19 protein-coding genes are annotated in these 17,604 nt (G+C 67.5%); 11 read left to right on the top strand and 8 right to left on the bottom strand.

Annotation, left to right across the window (positions count from 1 at the left end):
• The first annotated feature begins 259 nt into the window (after positions 1 to 259).
• The 5 genes from QCD75_RS14375 to QCD75_RS14355 all read left to right on the top strand — a co-directional run bounded on the left by QCD75_RS14375 (position 260) and on the right by QCD75_RS14355 (position 4,691).
• Positions 260 to 1,021 carry a CPBP family intramembrane glutamic endopeptidase gene (locus tag QCD75_RS14375; protein WP_301229716.1) on the top strand — a complete coding sequence of 254 codons (762 nt, stop codon included), beginning with the start codon at positions 260 to 262 and terminating at the stop codon, positions 1,019 to 1,021.
• 158 nt (positions 1,022 to 1,179) lie between these two features.
• On the top strand, positions 1,180 to 1,620 hold the full coding sequence (locus QCD75_RS14370; protein ID WP_301229714.1) for a VOC family protein: 441 nt from the start codon (positions 1,180 to 1,182) through the stop codon (positions 1,618 to 1,620).
• A gap of 21 nt (positions 1,621 to 1,641) precedes the next feature.
• Positions 1,642 to 2,595, top strand: coding sequence for a 1,4-dihydroxy-2-naphthoyl-CoA synthase (locus QCD75_RS14365; protein ID WP_301229712.1), 954 nt, complete (start codon positions 1,642 to 1,644; stop codon positions 2,593 to 2,595).
• 10 nt (positions 2,596 to 2,605) lie between these two features.
• Positions 2,606 to 3,760, top strand: a complete 1,155-nt coding sequence (locus QCD75_RS14360; RefSeq protein ID WP_301229710.1) for an AMP-binding protein — start codon at positions 2,606 to 2,608, stop codon at positions 3,758 to 3,760.
• 49 nt (positions 3,761 to 3,809) lie between these two features.
• The gene (locus QCD75_RS14355) at positions 3,810 to 4,691 is read left to right on the top strand and encodes a 1,4-dihydroxy-2-naphthoate polyprenyltransferase (RefSeq protein ID WP_301229708.1); all 882 of its coding nucleotides are present in this window, start codon (positions 3,810 to 3,812) and stop codon (positions 4,689 to 4,691) included.
• Positions 4,692 to 4,800: 109 nt separating this feature from the next.
• Here the strand turns inward: QCD75_RS14355 and QCD75_RS14350 are convergent, their stop codons facing one another.
• On the bottom strand, positions 4,801 to 5,109 hold the full coding sequence (locus tag QCD75_RS14350; protein WP_301229706.1) for a DUF4229 domain-containing protein: 309 nt from the start codon (positions 5,107 to 5,109) through the stop codon (positions 4,801 to 4,803).
• A gap of 106 nt (positions 5,110 to 5,215) precedes the next feature.
• Here QCD75_RS14350 and QCD75_RS14345 point away from each other — a divergent pair, with 106 nt between their 5' ends.
• Together QCD75_RS14345 and QCD75_RS14340 are read left to right on the top strand one after the other, a co-directional pair.
• Entirely contained in the window at positions 5,216 to 5,647 is a 432-nt protein-coding gene (locus QCD75_RS14345) for a PLD nuclease N-terminal domain-containing protein (protein ID WP_301229704.1), read from the top strand.
• Positions 5,648 to 6,073: 426 nt separating this feature from the next.
• The gene (locus QCD75_RS14340) at positions 6,074 to 7,051 is read left to right on the top strand and encodes a hypothetical protein (protein ID WP_301229702.1); all 978 of its coding nucleotides are present in this window, start codon (positions 6,074 to 6,076) and stop codon (positions 7,049 to 7,051) included.
• 361 nt (positions 7,052 to 7,412) lie between these two features.
• Here QCD75_RS14340 and ccsB read toward each other — a convergent pair whose 3' ends face one another.
• From ccsB to QCD75_RS14315, 5 genes are all read right to left on the bottom strand, one after another.
• On the bottom strand, positions 7,413 to 8,522 hold the full coding sequence (gene ccsB, locus QCD75_RS14335) for a c-type cytochrome biogenesis protein CcsB (RefSeq protein ID WP_301229700.1): 1,110 nt from the start codon (positions 8,520 to 8,522) through the stop codon (positions 7,413 to 7,415).
• Positions 8,522 to 10,204 (bottom strand): cytochrome c biogenesis protein ResB, encoded by a 1,683-nt coding sequence (gene resB, locus QCD75_RS14330; RefSeq protein ID WP_301229822.1) that lies wholly within the window; start codon positions 10,202 to 10,204, stop codon positions 8,522 to 8,524. The genes ccsB and resB overlap by 1 nt, the downstream gene beginning before the upstream one ends.
• A 215-nt stretch (positions 10,205 to 10,419) precedes the next feature.
• The gene (locus QCD75_RS14325) at positions 10,420 to 11,175 is read right to left on the bottom strand and encodes a cytochrome c biogenesis CcdA family protein (RefSeq protein WP_301229698.1); all 756 of its coding nucleotides are present in this window, start codon (positions 11,173 to 11,175) and stop codon (positions 10,420 to 10,422) included.
• Between the two features lie 17 nt (positions 11,176 to 11,192).
• A complete protein-coding gene (locus tag QCD75_RS14320) occupies positions 11,193 to 11,813 on the bottom strand; it encodes a TlpA family protein disulfide reductase (RefSeq protein WP_301229696.1) in 621 nt (206 codons plus the stop codon).
• Position 11,814: 1 nt separating this feature from the next.
• Positions 11,815 to 12,480: a histidine phosphatase family protein gene (locus tag QCD75_RS14315; RefSeq protein WP_301229694.1), complete on the bottom strand. Its 666-nt coding sequence runs from the start codon at positions 12,478 to 12,480 to the stop codon at positions 11,815 to 11,817.
• A 211-nt stretch (positions 12,481 to 12,691) separates the two neighbouring features.
• On the opposite strand from QCD75_RS14315, the gene QCD75_RS14310 reads away from it, so the two are divergent.
• The 3 genes from QCD75_RS14310 (at position 12,692) to QCD75_RS14300 (ending at position 15,285) form a co-directional block, all read left to right on the top strand.
• A complete protein-coding gene (locus QCD75_RS14310; RefSeq protein ID WP_301229692.1) occupies positions 12,692 to 13,240 on the top strand; it encodes a YceI family protein in 549 nt (182 codons plus the stop codon).
• A gap of 242 nt (positions 13,241 to 13,482) precedes the next feature.
• Complete coding sequence (locus QCD75_RS14305) at positions 13,483 to 14,208, top strand: hypothetical protein (protein WP_301229690.1); 726 nt, start codon at positions 13,483 to 13,485, stop codon at positions 14,206 to 14,208.
• A gap of 213 nt (positions 14,209 to 14,421) precedes the next feature.
• Positions 14,422 to 15,285 carry a hypothetical protein gene (locus tag QCD75_RS14300; protein ID WP_301229688.1) on the top strand — a complete coding sequence of 288 codons (864 nt, stop codon included), beginning with the start codon at positions 14,422 to 14,424 and terminating at the stop codon, positions 15,283 to 15,285.
• A 62-nt stretch (positions 15,286 to 15,347) separates the two neighbouring features.
• Here the strand turns inward: QCD75_RS14300 and QCD75_RS14295 are convergent, their stop codons facing one another.
• Both QCD75_RS14295 and QCD75_RS14290 read right to left on the bottom strand, forming a co-directional pair.
• A complete protein-coding gene (locus QCD75_RS14295) occupies positions 15,348 to 16,043 on the bottom strand; it encodes a redox-sensing transcriptional repressor Rex (protein ID WP_116765279.1) in 696 nt (231 codons plus the stop codon).
• A gap of 80 nt (positions 16,044 to 16,123) precedes the next feature.
• Complete coding sequence (locus QCD75_RS14290; RefSeq protein ID WP_301229684.1) at positions 16,124 to 16,384, bottom strand: glutaredoxin family protein; 261 nt, start codon at positions 16,382 to 16,384, stop codon at positions 16,124 to 16,126.
• Positions 16,385 to 16,492: 108 nt separating this feature from the next.
• On the opposite strand from QCD75_RS14290, the gene QCD75_RS14285 reads away from it, so the two are divergent.
• Positions 16,493 to 17,311: an HAD family hydrolase gene (locus QCD75_RS14285; RefSeq protein WP_301229682.1), complete on the top strand. Its 819-nt coding sequence runs from the start codon at positions 16,493 to 16,495 to the stop codon at positions 17,309 to 17,311.
• Positions 17,312 to 17,604: the final 293 nt, after the last annotated feature.

The raw sequence follows: 17,604 nt of genomic DNA, 5'->3' as shown, positions 1-17,604 counted from the left end.
CGGCGGTGTGCGTCGGCGTCGTGCGTTGTGCCCCGTGCGGCGGCGGTGTGCGTCGTCCAGTATGACACCGTCGGCTGTTCGTGGGGTACTGGGGCTCCTGCCGCAGTCGGGCGGGGCCCCGGCGGCGAGCGCCGCCGTCGTCGACCGGGGCCGTCCGGCGGCACCCTTGCGGCGGCGGCCCTCCGGCGGCACCACCGTGGCGCCGGAATGACCGGCTGTCCTTCGCTCAGCAGCCCTGCCGCGGCGCTAGGCTGGTGGCATGGGCACCGTTCTCCGCACACCACCCGCCCCGCGGCCGGAACTTTACCGGTTCTCGCGGCTCGATTTCATCACGGCCGGCCTGTACGTGGCGGTGGCCGCCTTTTTCGCCGTCGCAGGCGGACTGCTGGTCCCGCTGATGCTCCAGCTCTCGCCGAACCCTGCCGTGGCGTCCTACTCCGTAAACCTGATCTTCTATGGCGGCATCGGCATCCTGGCCCTGGCCGCTGTCCGGCACGTCGCCGCCCGTGACCTTCGGGTGCTCGCGACGAGGCCCTGGTTCACCGCGATGATGGTCCCCCTGGCCGTGGTGGCCATGATGATCCTGACCGCGGTCCTCGTCTCGCTCTCCGGGCCCGTGCAGACGTCCGCCAACCAGGCCGGCCTGCAGGCGCTGATGCAGCAGGTTCCGGCCTGGCTGATGGTGCCCCTGCTGGTGATCGTGGGGCCGTTTGTGGAGGAGTACATTTTCCGCCACCTGCTGATTGGCAAGCTGAGCCGGAAGGTGAACGTCTGGGTGTGCTGCGTCCTGTCGGTGGTGCTGTTCGCGGCCCTGCACATTGTCGGCCAGGAGGACCTGACCCTGCCGGTACTGCTGCCCTACCTCGCAATGGGCACGGTCCTGGTGTTCGTCTACGTCTGGACCGGGAAGAACGTGATGTTCTCGTACTTCGTCCACGCCTCCAAAAACCTGCTGGCGGTCGTCTTCATCTACGCCATCCCGCCGGATGTGATGGAGCAGCTCCAAAAAGTCCAGGGCTAATCCCCCAACCAGCAACGCGCCCACACAACAACGCGGGGTCACATCCGGCCCATGCCGGGGCCCCGCATGGGCGCGATGTGACCCCGCGTTGCTGGGAGGCGGGCGGAAACCTCCTCGGGGACCTACCGCAGGCCGGGCCGACGTCGTAGGTTCTTTCCATGACACTGAACATCCAGATCGCCGTCGACTGCCGGAACCCGCATGAGCTCGCCGACTGGTGGGCCGAAACCCTCGACTGGGCCGTGGAGCCGCAGGACGAGAACTTCATCCGCTCCATGATCGAGCAGGGCTTCGCCACGGAGGCCGAAACCAAGCTGCACCACGGCCAACTCGTCTGGCGCACCGGCGCCGCCATCCGCCCGCCCGAGGACCTCGACGCCAAACCGCCCGCCCGGCGCATCCTGTTCCAGACGGCCCCGGAGGAAAAAACGGTCAAAAACCGGATCCACTGGGATGTCAACCTGGCCGGCGCGGACAAGGACGAGGCGCGCAAAGCCCTGGAGGCGCGCGGCGCCACGTACCTCTGGACCGCCAGCGAGGGACCGCATTCCTGGCACACCATGGCGGACCCGGAAGGCAACGAGTTCTGCATCAGCTGAGGCGATTACTAGACTCGGACTGTGAGCAACGAAATCCCCGCCAAGGTGTCCGACGTTTTTGACCCCACCCGCTGGCGCACTGTGACCGGCTTCGACGATTTCCAGGACATGACCTACCACCGGCAGGTGGAGCGTTCCGCGGACGGCACCGTGCTCCGCGACCTGCCCACGGTCCGCATCGCCTTCGACCGGCCCGAGGTGCGCAACGCCTTCCGCCCCGGCACCGTGGACGAACTCTACCGCGCCATGGACCACGCCCGGATGACCCCGGACGTGGCCACCGTGCTGCTCACCGGCAACGGCCCCTCCCCCAAGGACGGCGGCCACTCGTTCTGCTCCGGCGGCGACCAGCGGATCCGCGGCCGCGACGGCTACCGCTATGCGGAGGGCGAGACCAAGGAGACCATCGACCCGGCCCGCGCCGGCCGGCTGCACATCCTCGAGGTCCAGCGGCTCATGCGGACCATGCCCAAGGTGGTCATAGCCGTCGTGAACGGCTGGGCAGCCGGCGGCGGGCACTCGCTGCACGTCGTCGCCGACCTGACCATCGCCTCCCGCGAGCACGGCAAGTTCAAGCAGACCGACGCCACGGTGGGCAGTTTCGACGCCGGCTACGGCTCCGCGCTGCTGGCCCGCCAGATCGGCCAGAAGGCCGCGCGGGAGATCTTCTTCCTGGCCCGCGAATACTCCGCCGAGGACATGGTCCGGCTGGGCGCCGTGAACGAGGCCGTGGACCACGAACGGCTCGAGGACGTCGCACTGGAGTACGCCGCGGACATCGCCCGGCAGTCCCCGCAGGCCATCCGGATGCTCAAATTCGCCTTCAACCTGGCCGACGACGGCCTCGCCGGCCAGCAGGTCTTCGCCGGCGAAGCCACCCGGCTGGCCTACATGACGGACGAGGCGGTGGAAGGCAAGGAAGCCTTCTTGGAGAAGCGCGATCCGGACTGGTCCAAGTTCCCGTACTACTTCTAAGGCGGCCCTCGTGACTTCCGGAGCTGTGAACATCGAGCCCGCGCTGAAGGCGCTGGCCGCTGCCCTCGGCGGCGAGGGCCCCGCCGTCGAACTCTCCGCCGGGCCGGACGGATCCACGGTCGTGGAGCTGGTCGAAACGCCCGGCTATGAGGACGCCGCCGTCGTGGTGCGGACCTCCGGTTCCACCGGCACGCCCAAGGCGACGGTCCTCACCGTGGATGCGCTGGCGGCGTCCTCCGTGGCGACCGCCTTCGCACTCAAGGGCGAGGGCCAGTGGCTGCTGGCCCTGCCCGTGCAGTATGTGGCCGGGGTCCAGGTGCTGGTCCGCTCGCTCTTCGCCGGGACCAGGCCGTGGGTCATGGACCTCTCCGGCGGCTTCACCCCGGAGGCGTTCACCGCCGCCGCCCTGGAGCTCACGGACAAGATCCGCTTCACCTCGCTCGTGCCCACCCAGCTGCAGCGGCTGCTGGACGCGCCGTCGGCCGACACCCTGGCGGTGCTGCGCCGCTTCAACGGCATCCTGCTCGGCGGCGGCCCCGCCTCGCCCGAACTGCTGGCCGCCGCCCGCGACGCCGGCGCACGCGTGGTCACCACCTACGGCTCCGCGGAAACCTGCGGCGGCTGCGTCTATGACGGCTTCCCGATCGAGGACGTGCTGGCCCGGGTGGAGGGCGACGGTCGTATCCTGCTGGGCGGCGCCACCCTCGCGGCCGGCTACCTCGGCGACCCCGGGCTCACCGCCGACGCCTTCTTCGAAGAGGACGGCATCCGCTGGTACCGCACCAGCGACCTCGGCTCCATCGACGCCACCGGGAAGCTGACCGTCCTGGGCCGGGCCGACGACGTCGTCATCAGCGGCGGCGTGAAGGTCTCCGCCGCGCATGTGCAGGCGGAGCTGGAGAAGCTCGACGGCGTGCGGGCCGCCTTTGTCGCCGGCGTCCCCTCCGCCGAGTGGGGCCAGGCGATCGCCGCGTATGTGGCGGTGGCGGACAGCTCCCCGCAGGGCCTCGAGGGCTTCACCGCGGGAGCCCCCTGGGCGCCGGCACTGGGCGCGCTGGCCCCGAAGACCGTGCTCGCCGCCGGTGAACTGCTGATGCTGCCGAACGGCAAACCGGACCGCCTGAGCATGACGGTTCGGCTCACAGAGCTGCATCAGGGAAAATAGATCAGCCGGGCACTCCCGGATTCGCCAAACCAACACGAGGTACTGACACGTGGCTACAGCCGCTCAATGGATCCAAGGCGCCCGACTGCGCACCCTGCCGGCCGCGATCGCGCCTGTCCTGATCGGTACGGCGGCCGCGTACGAGATGGACTCGTTCATTCCGCTCAACGCCGTCCTGGCCGCACTGGTGGCCCTGCTGCTGCAGATCGGCGTGAACTACGCCAACGACTACTCGGACGGCATCCGGGGTACCGATGAGGACCGGGTGGGACCGCTCCGGCTGGTCGGCTCCGGCGCTGCGAAGCCCGACCACGTCAAGTACGCCGCGTTCGCCGCGTTCGGGCTGGCCATGGTGTTCGGCCTGGCCCTGGTCATCCTCTCGCAGACGTGGTGGCTGATCCTGGTGGGCCTGGGCTGCGTCCTCGCGGCGTGGGGCTACACGGGCGGGAAGAATCCGTACGGGTACCTCGGCCTGGGCGATCTGTTCGTCTTCGTGTTCTTCGGGCTTGTGGCCACCCTCGGCACCACCTACACGCAGGCGGGGCAGATAAGCCTCGCCGCCATCATCGGCGCGATCGGCACCGGCCTGATCGCCTGCGCACTGCTCATGGCCAACAACGTCCGCGACATCCCCACCGACCGGAAGGCCGGGAAGAAGACCCTGGCCGTCCGGCTCGGCGACAAGCATGCCCGGGAAAGCTACGTGCTGATGCTGGCGGTCGCGATCCTGCTGCCGATAGTTCTGGCGCCTTCCCGGCCGTGGATGCTGATCGTGCTGCTGCTGATCCCGGCCAGCCTGATGCCGTCCTGGCTGATGATCGCCGGCCGGCGGCGCAAGAGCCTGATTCCGGTACTCAAGCAGACCGGGCTGATCAACCTCGGCTACGCGGTGCTCTTTTCACTGGGCCTGATCCTGAGCCACGGGTTCTAGGGGCACCGCGGGCGGCTGGGGTTTGTGCGGCTGTTGACGACGCTGGCGGCACACGGGTTCCAGGAAGTGCGGGAGCCAGGCGTCCGCGGTTCCACAACCCAGTGAGGAGCTAGGAGTCCTTCGGGCGTGCGTCCGTGTGGACGGTGATGTCCGGGTTCGCGTCGACGAGGCGGTCTTCGACGTCGGCGTCTTCCACTTCCCCGGCACTGCGCAAAGGCTTGCCCTTGCCCGAGAACTGACGCTGGAGCGACGCGGCAGCGGCGTCGCGCTGCTTCTGGAAGAAGATGAAGCTGATCGCGAACGCCATCATTCCTGCGCAGAGGACGGCCAGCAGCCAGCCGAGCTGGAGGTAGACGAACAGCGCGAACAAAGGCGCGAAGAGCGCCAGCCGGATCAGGGAGTATTTCAGGAAAGCCACACCCCAAGTTTAGCCGCCGGCAGCGGGCCCTCTCCACCGGGGCTGCATTGTGCGCTCCGGCACGACAGGAGGCGCCGGGAAGTCCCCCGACGGCTAAACTGAAATCATGCTTCTCCGTGTAGTGGTTGCCGTCGCAGTACTCGTTGTCTTCGTCTACGGACTCATCGACGTGATCCGCACCGATTCGCGCCAAACCAAGGGAATTTCGAAGCCTGCCTGGATTGTCGTGCAGATCGTCCTTCCCGTGATCGGCGCCGTCCTTTGGTTCCTCATCGGCCGGCCGCGCGACACCGCCCCCGCGCGCACCAGCTACAGCCATACCCTCGCGCCCGACGACGACCCGGACTTCCTGCGCAACCTCGAAATCCGCCGCCGCAACCAGGCTGAAGCCGACCGGCTCAAGAAGCTCAAGGCCGAACTGGACGCCAAGGAGCGCAAGGTCGACGGCGGCAAGGGCACCTCGGACACCACCCACGGCTCCGAGTCCGGCGAAGCCCGCGGCAGCGGCGACACGCAGGGCACCGACGAGGTCAAGTAGCCCTGCTCCGGGCCCTCCCTGATTCCTTTCCCGGCTTCCTTTCCCGGGCTCTCCCGGCGTACTAGTCCATGACTCGCAACGAGCGAAGGCTGAGGCCGGTTTCCCCCCGTTGGGACGTAAACGCCTGGGCTACCAGTCTTGCGGATGCCCTCGAAGCCAGTTCCCGCTCATCCGACCTGGAGACCTCAGGGCCGTCGGCGGCACCGCTCTGGTCTTCCCATTGCTGATTGAACCGCCGAGTCGCCCCGACATCATCGAGTTCAACTTCGAGTGAAAAGGTGAAGACTTCTTTGCGCGGCATGAGCCAATCCTGCATGGACCAGAGCAAGATTGCCTGTTCTACTGATGCCTGCTTGCCTATTGGCACATCTCCTCCACTCTGTGGATAACCTCGGAGCCCGCTCCTGACGGACGCAGAATGCTTGTATGCGACCTGCCAACGACCTCCCCCTGCAGCTTCGAACCCGGCCTTTCACCGTGGCCCAGGCCCGCGCTGCCGGGCTGAGCCGGCGTCGTATCCGGGCACAGGACCTCATCAACCCCTGCCACGGAGTGCGCACAGCGGTCACCACGCAGGACCCTATGCTGGAACGGCTGCGCGCCTTGGCCGCTGTGACGGGAGGCGTCGTGAGCCATCTGTCTGCAGCAATGCTGTGGGGCTTTCCACTGCCGCTTGCATTGGACAACCTGGCTGCCATCCACCTGACGGGTGGTCCTGGCAAACGGGCTGTGCGGCACAAGTATGTCGTGGGCCATCAGCAGTCTCTCGAACCGGACGAGATCGTAACCGGCGTCTGGGTGAGCTGCACCTCCCCACTGCGGACGTGGTTCGACCTCGCCGGGATACTAACCCCGGATGATTTGGTGATGGCCGGCGACTTCCTGCTGCGACGAAGGAATCCGCTGGCAACGGTCGATGCGCTGGACGCCTTCCTCGCCGGAAAAAGAGGAAGGAAGGGCTACCGGCGCGCCATGCGTGCCCGGGCTCTGATGCGCGCCAACACGGACTCCCCCAAAGAGACCGAGCTCCGGCTGCTGCTGGTTCGCCACGGTCTGCCGGAGCCCGGAGTCAACGTCCCGATCTTCGACGAGAACGGATGCTGGATCCAGGACCCGGACTTGTCCTATGAGCGGGAAAGGATCGCGATCCAGTACGACGGCGCGCACCACGCGGATCCGGCGCAGCGTCGCAGCGACATCTTCAGGGACGAGAGTGCCCGGGATGCCGGGTGGCGCGTTGTCGTATTGACGCAGCGGGACCTGGACTCGGCCGCCCCCGGCCTGGAACCGACTGCCGTGACCAGGGTGCGGAGTGCGCTGACGGAGCGCGGCTGGACCCCTGCACCGGGTTCGAGCCCACCGCGCAGGGCACGCGCCCACCCATCTGACGGGAATGGCCGCTAGGCCGGCGCAGGTTCACCCATCTGACGGGAATGGCCGCTATCCCAGGCACCCGGTCACCCATCTGACGCGAATGGCCGCTAAGTCGGGCGTCTTAGCGGCCACTTGTGGCGAATGGGCGTTGACCGGGACGGCATAGCGGCCGTTCGTGGCAAATTGATGGAGTCTGTGGGCCAGCGCAGCCATGGAAAGCATCCCCGGGCCGAACCGACCTTGGATTCCGGACGCAGGTCCCCCGGCCCCGCTGCCCATCTGACGCAAATGGCCGCTAAGCCGAACCCGCGCCCATCCAACTGACGCAAATGGCCGCCAAGCCGGGCGGCTTAGCGGCCATTCGTGACGAATCGCGGAAAACGGGTGCGGGCTACAGCCCCGAGTAGGAGTGCAGGCCGTTGAAGAACTGGTTCACGATCGTGAAGTTGAAGACCACGCAAAGGTAGCCCACGATCGACAGCCAGGCCGCACGGGTGCCGGTCCAGCCCCGGGTGGCGCGGGCGTGCAGGTAGCCTGCGTAGACCACCCAGATCACGAAGGTCCAGACTTCCTTGGTGTCCCAGCCCCAGAAACGGCCCCAGGCCTTCTCGGCCCAGATCGCACCGAACATCAGCGTGAAGGTCCAGCCGACGAACGCGATGGCGTTGATCCGGTAGGAGAGGTTCTCGAGGCTCAGCGCGGACGGCACCAGGCGCATGAAGCCCAGCTTGTCGGTACCGCCGGCGGCGATGGTCTTCTGCCGGTGCGACTGGACGAGCTGCAGCGCAGACATTGCGAACGTCAGGGTGAACAGCGCGGAGGACATCACGGCGATCGAGACGTGGATGATCAGCCAGTAGCTCTGCAGCGCGGGAACGAGGTGGCCCACCGGCGTCCAGTAAGCCACCGAGGCGGCCACGAGCATGATGATCGCCAGGCCCACCACGAAGGTGCCCAGGAAGCGCAGGTCGCGCTTGATCAGGACCACCAGGAAGACGGCCACCACCACGAACGCGCCGGTGGTGAGGAACTCGTACATGTTGCCCCACGGCACCCGGCCCGAGCCGATGGCCCGGGTGATGACGCCGGCGGCGTGGATGGCGACACCCAGGACCGTCAGGGCGACGGCCACCCGTGCGGGGGCGCGGCGCTCGGCGGAGTAGCGCATGGCGCCGTCGGCGGTCCCTCCGATGCCCGAGGCGTTCCCGGCAGCGGCGTGCGCCGAGGAAGAGGACGGGCGCTCGGCCCGGCCAACTGGCCCGGCCACATCGGAATCGGCCCGGTCAACCGCCGCGGAAGAGGCGCCGACGCCGGCACCCACCGGAACACGGCCGGCCTCGGCAGCTGCCAGTTCAGCGGCCCGAAGGTCCACCGCGCGCAGCATCTTGCTGCTCTTGGCCAGATCCCAGGCGAAGGCGATGAAAGCCACCGTGTAGGTGCCTGCCGCGAGGAGCATGAACAACTCGCTGTACTGGCCCATGGTTTCGTTGATGGGGAACATTACTGATCCTTCTTTGACTCGGAAGAGCCTGCTGTTGACTGGATGAAGTCTGCTGCGGGGTGGTCCGGGGAGTCCTGCTCAGCACCGGCACCGGGCAGCGTGGTATCCGCCCGGTCATTATCCACTCCCCCGCTGGGAGCCGACTGGGAGTCGTCAAGATCCCACGCGCCCGCAAGGAGCTTGCGGACCGCGGTAGCTTCGCTGGCAAGCCGGTGGTCTTCGCCGCGGGCCAGGAGCCCGTACTCGACCATGGTGCGCCCGTCCGCGTGGGTCCCGGTCCGGACCCAGACCCGGCGCCGGTTCACATACAGGGAGGTGACCAGGCCGGCCACCGCCAGGAGCGCGAAGATCAGGGCGTAAAGCTGCCCCGGATTGTGGTGGATGTCGACGCCGACGTACCGCTTCACGCCGTCGAAGCTGATGGTCCCCTTGCCGTCGGGCAGGGTGTGGGTGGTTCCCGGCGTCAGGATGATGCCCTTGGTCTCAAGGTTCCGGGCGTTGAGCGGGGTCAGCTTCTTCACATCGAGCTCGAAGACGTTCTGCGGGGACCCGTCGTTCAGGCCGAGGTCACCGTAATAGGAGTTCAAGGTCAGCTGCGGGTTGATCAGCTCGGGATCGCCGCTGAAGGAGACGCCCTTGTCGGTGACGAAGGCCGTAGGCAGGAAGAAGCCGGCGAAGGCGAGCTGCTCCGGCTTGGCGTCGGGGACCTTGATGACCACGGAGGAGTAGTAGTTGTCGCCCTGGAGCTTGGCGACCACCGGGCCCTGCATGGCGATGTTGCCGGCGCCGTCGCGGACTGTCACCACGGGGGCATAGCCGTTGCCCGTGAGGTACAGGCTGGTTCCGCCGAGGCTGAGCGGGTCGTTGACCTTCAGCACCTCTTTTTTGGCGGGGGCATCCGGGGTTTCCTTCGTGGTCACGTCGGCCTTGAAGTCGATGGGCTGGCCGAACTTGCCCTTGGACTCCCGGTCGAAGGTGATCTGGAATTTGTCCAGCTGGACCGAGTAGGGCTGCAGCTGGCTGCTCTGGAAGTTGGTGCCCGGCGTGAACTGGTCGTAGCCCACGAGGGTGTTCACGAAAGTGTCGCCCTCCACGAGGATCCGCTGCCCGCTGTAGCCGAACAGCCCGCCGACCGCAACGGACACGAGCACGCCGATCAGTGAGGTATGGAAGACCAGGTTGCCGACTTCGCGCAGGAACCCGCGTTCCGCACCCACCGACGGCCGGGCGCCGTCGCGGTCGCGGACGTCGACGCGGTAGCCGCGCTTCTTCAGCAGCGCCGCGGCATCCGTGATGGCGCGCGACGCCGGGATCCCGGCGTCCGCGGGAATGACCAGCGTGCCGTATTCGGGCAGCCGGGACAGCCGGGCGGGGGTTCGCGGCGGCTGGGACCGCATCGCGTTGTAGTGCGCGATGGCCCGCGGGACCACGCAGCCGATCAGGGAGACGAACAGCAGGATGTAGATGGCGGAGAACCACGCCGAGGAGTACACATCATAGAGCTGGAGCGAGTCGAGGATCTTGCCGTAGTCCGGGTGGTCCTTGATGTACTGCGTGACGACCGAGGGGTTGGTGGGCCGCTGCGGGAAGAGCGACCCGGGCACCGCGGCCACCGCCAGCATCAGCAGCAGGAACAGCGCGGTGCGCATGCTGGTCAGCTGGGTCCAGGCCCAGCGGAGCATGCCCACCGGGCCCAGCGTGGGCAGGACAGCCTCAGCCTTCGCGGCCGCGACAGGGCTGGCGCCGCCGGCGCGCCTGCCACCGGACTTGTCGCCACGCTTGCCGCCGGGTTGGGTGCCGTCGGGCGTGTTGCCGGGTTGGGCGCCGTCGGGTTCGGTGCCATCGGGCGTGTTGCCGGGGGCTGGGGACTTCTTCTCTACGTTCACTCGCTCGCTCATCAGATCGGCAATTTCACATCGGTTTGGAACCAGTACTGCAACTCGGAGACCCAGGTCCCCCACACTCCGGTGGCCATCAGCAGGCCGAGCCCGACCAGGATCCCGCCGCCGATGCGCTGGATGGCGAGCCGGTGCTTGCGGAAGAAGGACATCACGCCGATGCCGCGGCGTACGGCCAGCGCGATCAGCAGGAAGGGAATGCCCAGACCAAGGCTATAGACAAACGCCAGGAACGCACCTTTGGCCGCCGAGGATCCACCGGAAAGGCTCAGCAGCTGCACCGCGGAGTAGGTCGGGCCGATGCACGGCGCCCAGCCCAGCCCGAAGGTGATGCCCAGCAGCGGCGCGCCCCACAGCCCGGCCGGCGGCTTGGACTGGATCTTCGCGTCGCGCTGCAGCCAGCCGAACCCGCCCATGAACACGACACCCATAATGATCACGAGGATGCCCAGGACCTGCGTGATCCAGGCGTTCTGCGTGCCGGTGATCAGCGTCCCCAGCTGCCCGAACGCCCCGCCGAGCAGCACAAAGATCACCGAGAAGCCGAGCACAAAGAGCCCGATGCCGGCAAGCATGCGGCCGCGCTTCTGCTTCTGGAGGTCGACGCCGGTCAGTCCCGTGACGTAGCCCAGATACCCCGGCACGAGGGGCAGCACACAGGGAGAGAGGAAGGAGACGAAACCGGCGAGCAGCGCCACGGGGATGGCAAGGAGCAGCGAACCGCTGAGGATGGCTTCGGCGAAGGGGCTGTTCACGGTGGGCGGCCTGTCCGCTACTCGGCCACGGCCGCGGCGATGAGGGACTTCAGGGTGCCCTTCTGGATTTCACCGAGGACACGGGACGCCACGCGGCCCTGCTTGTCCAGCACCAGCGTGGTCGGCACCGCCCCGGGGGGGACCAGGCCGGAAACGGCCAGCAGGACGGCGCCGTCCTTGTCGTTGAAACTCGGGTAGGTCAGGTTGAAGGTGCTGTCGAACGCGTCCGCCGTGGCCTTCTCGTCGCGTAGGTTGACGCCGAAGAACTGCACGCCCTGGCTCTTGAAGTCCTGGTGCAGGGCCTCCAGCGAGGGCGCCTCCACCCGGCACGGCGCGCAGGCCGCGAACCAGAAGTTGAGCACGGTCACCTTGCCCTGGAAGGCCTCGGCCGTCACCGCGGTGCCGTCGAAGAGCGTGCCCTTGATGGCAACGGGGCTCTTGCGGTCCGCGACGGCGAATTCCGTCACCGACCCGTCGCCGGCCACGTAGTTCTTGTTGTCGCCGGCCTTGGCCTGCTTGGCCAGCGCATCCTCCTGCGCACAGCCAGTGAGACCCAGCACGACGGCGAGGGCCGCACCGCCCGCTGTCAGGACGCTGCGGCGGGACACGGGTGACGCGCTTCCGCGGTTTCCGGCCATGTCAGGCTCCGGGGGTGCTGGACGCACCGGGAAGAAGGGCGGCAGCGGGCTCGCTGTACTCGACCCGCAGGAGGTTCCCGGCGTCGTCGAACACCAGGGACGTGACCGAGGTGAGGGTGCATTCGCGTTTGCGCGGATCATGCCACAGGGGCTTGCCCTCGGCGCTGAGCCGGGTGGCCCAGATCGGCAGCTGGTGGCTGACGAGGATCGCTTCGGCGCCGTCGCCGCCGAGTTCGATGGCCCGCAGCCGGGCATCGTGGACAGCGGCGATGACCCGGGCGGCCTGTTCCTTGTAGGGCTCGCCCCAGGACGGCCGGAACGGGTTGCGCAGCATGGGCCAGTGCTTCGGCTTGAGGATCTCCGCCTTGTCGACGTGCAGCCCCTCGAAGTAGTTTTCGGCCTCGATGATCCGGGCCTCGGTGGTGATCGCCAGGTTCAGGGCCTCGGCGATGGGCTGCGCCGTCTCCTGCGCACGGGTCAGCGGCGAGGCGGCGAGATGGACAATCTTCGCCCCCCGCCCGGACCGCTCACTGAAGTGCTCCGCAAGCGTCCGGGCCATCTCCCGGCCGAGCTCGGACAGGTGGAACTCGGGCAGCCTGCCGTACAGGACGCCGTCGGGATTGTAGACCTCGCCGTGGCGGAGCAAATGAACAGTGGCTTGGGGCATGTGTACCAGTTTCTCAAAGGGCAGGGGCAATGACGAAATCTTCTACAAGAAGTAGAACTCAAGAGTTTTTCGAAATGTTCCCCGGAGTTGGAATAAAAGATGCAAATACATGTTTATACTGGGTGAAGCAGTTAGTTGAGACTTCAACAAATGAAGCTTTGGCTGACGATCAGACCCACTGCACGGCCCACCCGACACAAGGAGCAACACCATGGCACTTCCCGCTAACGTCACCACCGGCACCTGGACCCTCGACAACTCACACAGCGAGATTGCCTTCACCGTCCGCCACGCCGGCATCAGCAAGGTCCGCGGCCAGTTCAAGGATGCCGAGGCCACCCTGGACCTCGCCGAGAACGTTGCCGACTCGAAGGTTAACGCCTCGATCAAGACCGCTAGCTTCGACTCCGGCGACGCCAACCGCGACGGCCACGTCCGCGGCGAAGATTTCTTCGACGTCGAGAAGTTCCCGGAAATCTCCTTCGTCTCCAGCAACATCGTCCCCAAGGGTGACGCCTACGAGCTCCAGGGCGAGCTCACTATCAAGGGTGTTACCCGTCCGGTGGCCCTCGAGACCGAATTCAACGGCGTTGCCGTCGACCCGTTCGGCATGACCCGCGCCGGCCTGTCCGCCGAGACCACGATCAGCCGCAAGGACTTCGGCCTGACCTGGAACGCAGTCCTCGAAGCCGGCGGCGTGCTCGTCAGCGACAAGGTTGCCGTCAACCTCGAACTGGCCTTCATCGCTCCCGCAGCCTAGTCGCTGAACGCCCGGCCGGCCGGTCCCCAGGAACTGGCCGGCTGGCGGCCACGCGCCGCCGGCACCCCGCTTCGTCCCCGTGACGGAGCGGGGTTTTTTGCGTTCAGCCCGGGGTGTCGCCGGAGCAGCAGCCAGGCCTTCCGCGCCGTCCGGCAGTCCTCTGTCTGGCGGCGTCCCGACATGCTCCGCAACACGCTCGGATTCCCTAGATACCGGCACATCCGCGGTCTACAGTGAGAGCCATGAGCAACCCCCATGAGGTCCCTCCTCCGCAGCAGCCGGGTGCCCAGCCCCCGACGGCGGGCAGCGTTCCGCCCGCAGGCTCCGAACCGCCCCGGGCCTCATGGCCCGCGTCCGGGGGCAACCAGCAGCCAGGGAACCAGGCGCCCCCGGGTTACTCGACGCCGCCGGGGAACCAGACTCCTCCCCAGGGGTACCAGCCCCCTCCCGGTTACCAGGCGAAGGGGCAAGCGCCCGGCCGGTTCCGCTTCGAAATGCCCACGGACCGGCCCCGGAACTTCAATGACGCTATGCCCGTCGGCGGGTTCTCCGGCATGTTCACGGTCACGGCGATGCCGACAGAGCTGAAAGTCTCCTATTGGATCTGGCTCATCGGTGGACTGCTGGGCCTGCTCGGCGGTGTCATCGGACTCTTTGGGTCATTCGTGCTCCTGGCAGTTATCCCTCCCCTGGGTTTTGTGGTGCTCCTGCTGGTTCTGGTGGCACTTGCGCTCGCAGCGGCGCAGATCATCCTGACCATCAAGATGAAGGAAGGGCGCGAGTGGGCCCGCTTCGCCCTCACCATCGTCGCCGGAATCTCCCTCCTGCTGGCCATCCTCAACGCTGCCGCCGCCGAAGGCCGTGGGGGCGGGAGCTGGCCCAGCTTCATCATCAGCCTGGCGGCGGTTGTTCTGATGTGGCTGCCCAACTCGCAGGCATGGTTCGTCTCGCTGCGGGGCCGCATCTGAACGGCGGCCGACGGACGGCACCATCCGGCTTATGTCGAACTACATCCGGGCTTCATTCGGGCTCCGCGTGGGCGCCGCGTTGGCGCCGAGAATACCTCGCAGGAATGATCCGCGCAGGCGGCGACGCGCGGTACGGTGGACGTAAACCATGCTGGGGGCAGGGCAGGAAGCTGTTTCCGGTATCTGAACCAGACCGCCACGCAAAGGAACGCCATGAGCATCCCGCCAGTCCCGCCGAAGAATCCGGACGCCCCCGAGCCGGGCGAACAGCCCACACCGCGCTACGGCCAGAACGCACCCCAGTACGGCCAGCAGCCGCCGTCCGCCCCGCAGTACGGACAGACTCCGCCCGCTGCGCCCCAGTATGGCCAGGCCCCGTCCGCGCCGCAGTATGGCCAGCAGGCGCCGCAGTACGGGCAAAACGCCCCGCAGATTCCCCAGTACGGGCAGAACGCGCCGCAGCCCAACCAGCCCCAGTACAACCAGCAGGCGCCGCAGCCCAACCAGCCCCAGTACAACCAGCAGGCTCCGCAGTACGGCCAGCCCGGGTATGGCCAGCAGGCTCCGCAGTACGGCCAGTCCCCGTACAGCCAGTACCCCTCGGACCAGCCGGCAGCCAAGCCGGGGATGCCCCAGCTCGTCAACACGGCCTTCTGGCTCATTGTCGCGTCCGGTGCCATCTGGGTGATCTCCCTCCTGGTGTCGATAGGCATGGTCGACTCCCCCGAAATGCGGAACATGTTCAATCAGCAGATGGCAGGCAGCGGCGCCGACGTCAAATTCGAGGACCTCAAAGGGGTCCTGATCGGAAGCATCGTGGTTTTCGCCGTCATCGGCGCCGGGCTCTACGCCCTCGTGGCACTGAACGTGCGCAAGGGCAAGAACTGGGCACGGATCCTCGGCACGGTCTTCGCGGCCCTGTCGATCTTCAGCCTCTTGCCGCCGAGCCTCGGCACCCTGGCCGTCGTCCTGGGCATCGCGGGCATCGTCATGCTGTACCTGCCGGCGACGTCGCCATACTTCGCCAAGCGGCAGCCGTTCGCCAACCCGTACGGGCAGCCGGGCGGGCCCTTCTAAGCCACCAGGCCTAAGCACCAGACACCAGCGCAGGGGCGCGGGAGCCGGAAGGCTGACTGGAACTAGTCAGCATCCTCCGGGTCCTGTGCCCTTTGTGCGTGATAGGCCAGGATCTGGAGTTCAGTGGCCATGTCCACCTTGCGCAGATTGACCCCGGGCGGCACCTGCAGCATCACCGGGGCAAAACTGAGGATGCTCCGCACACCGGCGGCAATCACCCGGTCGCAGACGTCCTGCGCCACGGCGGCCGGCAGGGCCAGCACCACCATGTTGGCTCCGGTCCGCTGCAGCACCGGTTCGAGGTCGGCAGCATCGCTGACACGCAGCCAGCCCACCTCGCTGCCCACCACCATCTGGTCCGCATCGAAAATCGCAACAATGTCGAAGCCCCGGGATTCGAACCCGCCGTACCGGGCCAGCGCCTTGCCAAGGTTGCCGGCGCCGACGATGGCGACCTTCCAGTCGTGCGTCAGGCCCAGCGCCGCGGCAATGTGCCGGTTGAGGTACTGCACTTCGTAGCCGACGCCCCGGGTCCCGTAGGAGCCCACATAGGACAGGTCTTTGCGGAGAGTGGAGGAGCTGACGCCTGAGGCCTCGGCCAGCGATTCGGATGAGACCCGGTCGACGCCCTCCGCAAGCAGGGTGGTGAGGGCGCGCAGGTAGATGGTCAGCCGGGCCACGGCCGCGGGCGGTATCTGCTTGGCGGCAGTCCCTGCTCCCCCGGGCACCGCCTCAGGGGATGAATCCAGCGAAGTCACTATCTGCTCCATTGAGTGGCGTCATGTCTTCCACTCTAGAGGTCCCTCAGTTCAGCGAACAAAGCCGGCGCTTCCGCCCGTCAAGCTTGCTGGCCCAGCGCGCGCCGCAGCGTGCGCTCGAGCCGGGTTTCGTCGATCTTCCAGAAGTCACGCTGGACACCGTCCACCAGCAGCACTGGAATCTCCTCCGCAAAGCGTTCCCGCAGCTCGGCATCGCCGTCCACCGGTTGCTCCCGCCAGCCGATCCCGAGGCTCTTTGTGACGCGGTCGACGGCGGCGCGCGCCGCCGAGCAGAGATGGCAGTCAGCTTTGGTGATGAGGACGACGTCGGGGCTTGGCATGGCTCCACGGTAGCCCGGGAGCCCGTTCCGCGTCGACGCGGCGGACATATCCGTCGCCGCTGCGGCCCCGGCGACGGGAACGGCGCGGGCTTTGACTAGACTCGTGGCATGTCCGAAGAGAAGTACGTCGCTGTGGTCACGGCGCCGGCTGCAGCACCGCAGCACGGCGAGGCCGCGTTCTTCGACGTCGACAACACCCTCATGCGGGGGGCCAGCCTGTTCCATGTGGCCCGTAAGATGCACCAGCGCGGGGCCTTCACGATTCCCCAGGCGATCGGGATTGCCCGGAAACAGCTTATGTTCGTGCTCCGCGGCGAGAAGTTGGATGATGTCCATGCCGTTCGCGACACGGCCCTTGGCCTGGCCTGCGGCATCACCGTGAAGGACATTGAGGCCCTCGGCGAAGAAGTGTATGACGAGATGATTGAATCCCGGATCTGGCCGGGGGCCAAGGCCCTGGCCGAGCAGCACCTCCGGGTGGGCCGCAAGGTCTGGCTCGTGACGGCGACACCGATCGAGGTGGCCACGGTCATCTCGACCCGGCTGGGCCTCACCGGGGCACTGGGCACCGTGGGCGAAGTCCGGGACGGCGCCTACACCGGGCGGCTGGTCGGGGAGATCCTGCACGGACCCGCCAAGGCCGTGGCTGTGAGCGCGGTGGCGGCGGCAGAGGGCCTGGACCTGAGCCGGTGCTGGGCGTACAGCGATTCGCACAATGACGTCCCGCTGCTGAGCATGGTGGGCCATCCCGTGGCCATCAACCCCGATGCCCGGCTCCGCCGCCACGCCCGTGAAAACAACTGGCCCATCTACGACTTCCGCTCCGGACGGCGCGCGGCCACCCTGGGTCTCAAGGCCGCCACCGTCGGAGGTGCCATCTACGGCCTTTGGCGGGGGTTCTCCCGCTTCCGCGGCCCCACCATCTGACCTGCGCACCGGCTGGCCCCTGCCGCGCCACTTTCCCCCACGCTTCCGGCTCCGCGCTACCCTCCCGGCCCAGCGCCACGCTCCCGGCCCAGCGCTACCCGGATCCGCGTAGCGTCCGTGCGAATCGGCGTCGCCTGTCCGAAAGCGCGTCGCCCGGGGTCGCCCGCGCCCCGGCTGGCCCCTGCCGCGCGACTTTCGCTACGCTTCCGGCCGAGCGCGACGCTCCCGGCTCCGCGCTACGCTCCCGGCCCAGCGCTACCCGGATCCGCGTAGCGTCCGTGCGAATCGGCGTC

This window comes from Arthrobacter sp. PsM3, assembly GCF_030433895.1.
Taxonomy (GTDB): Bacteria; Actinomycetota; Actinomycetes; order Actinomycetales; family Micrococcaceae; genus Arthrobacter.
Note: the sequence above shows the minus strand (reverse complement) of the source record. Positions and strands in the feature narration are given on the sequence as shown.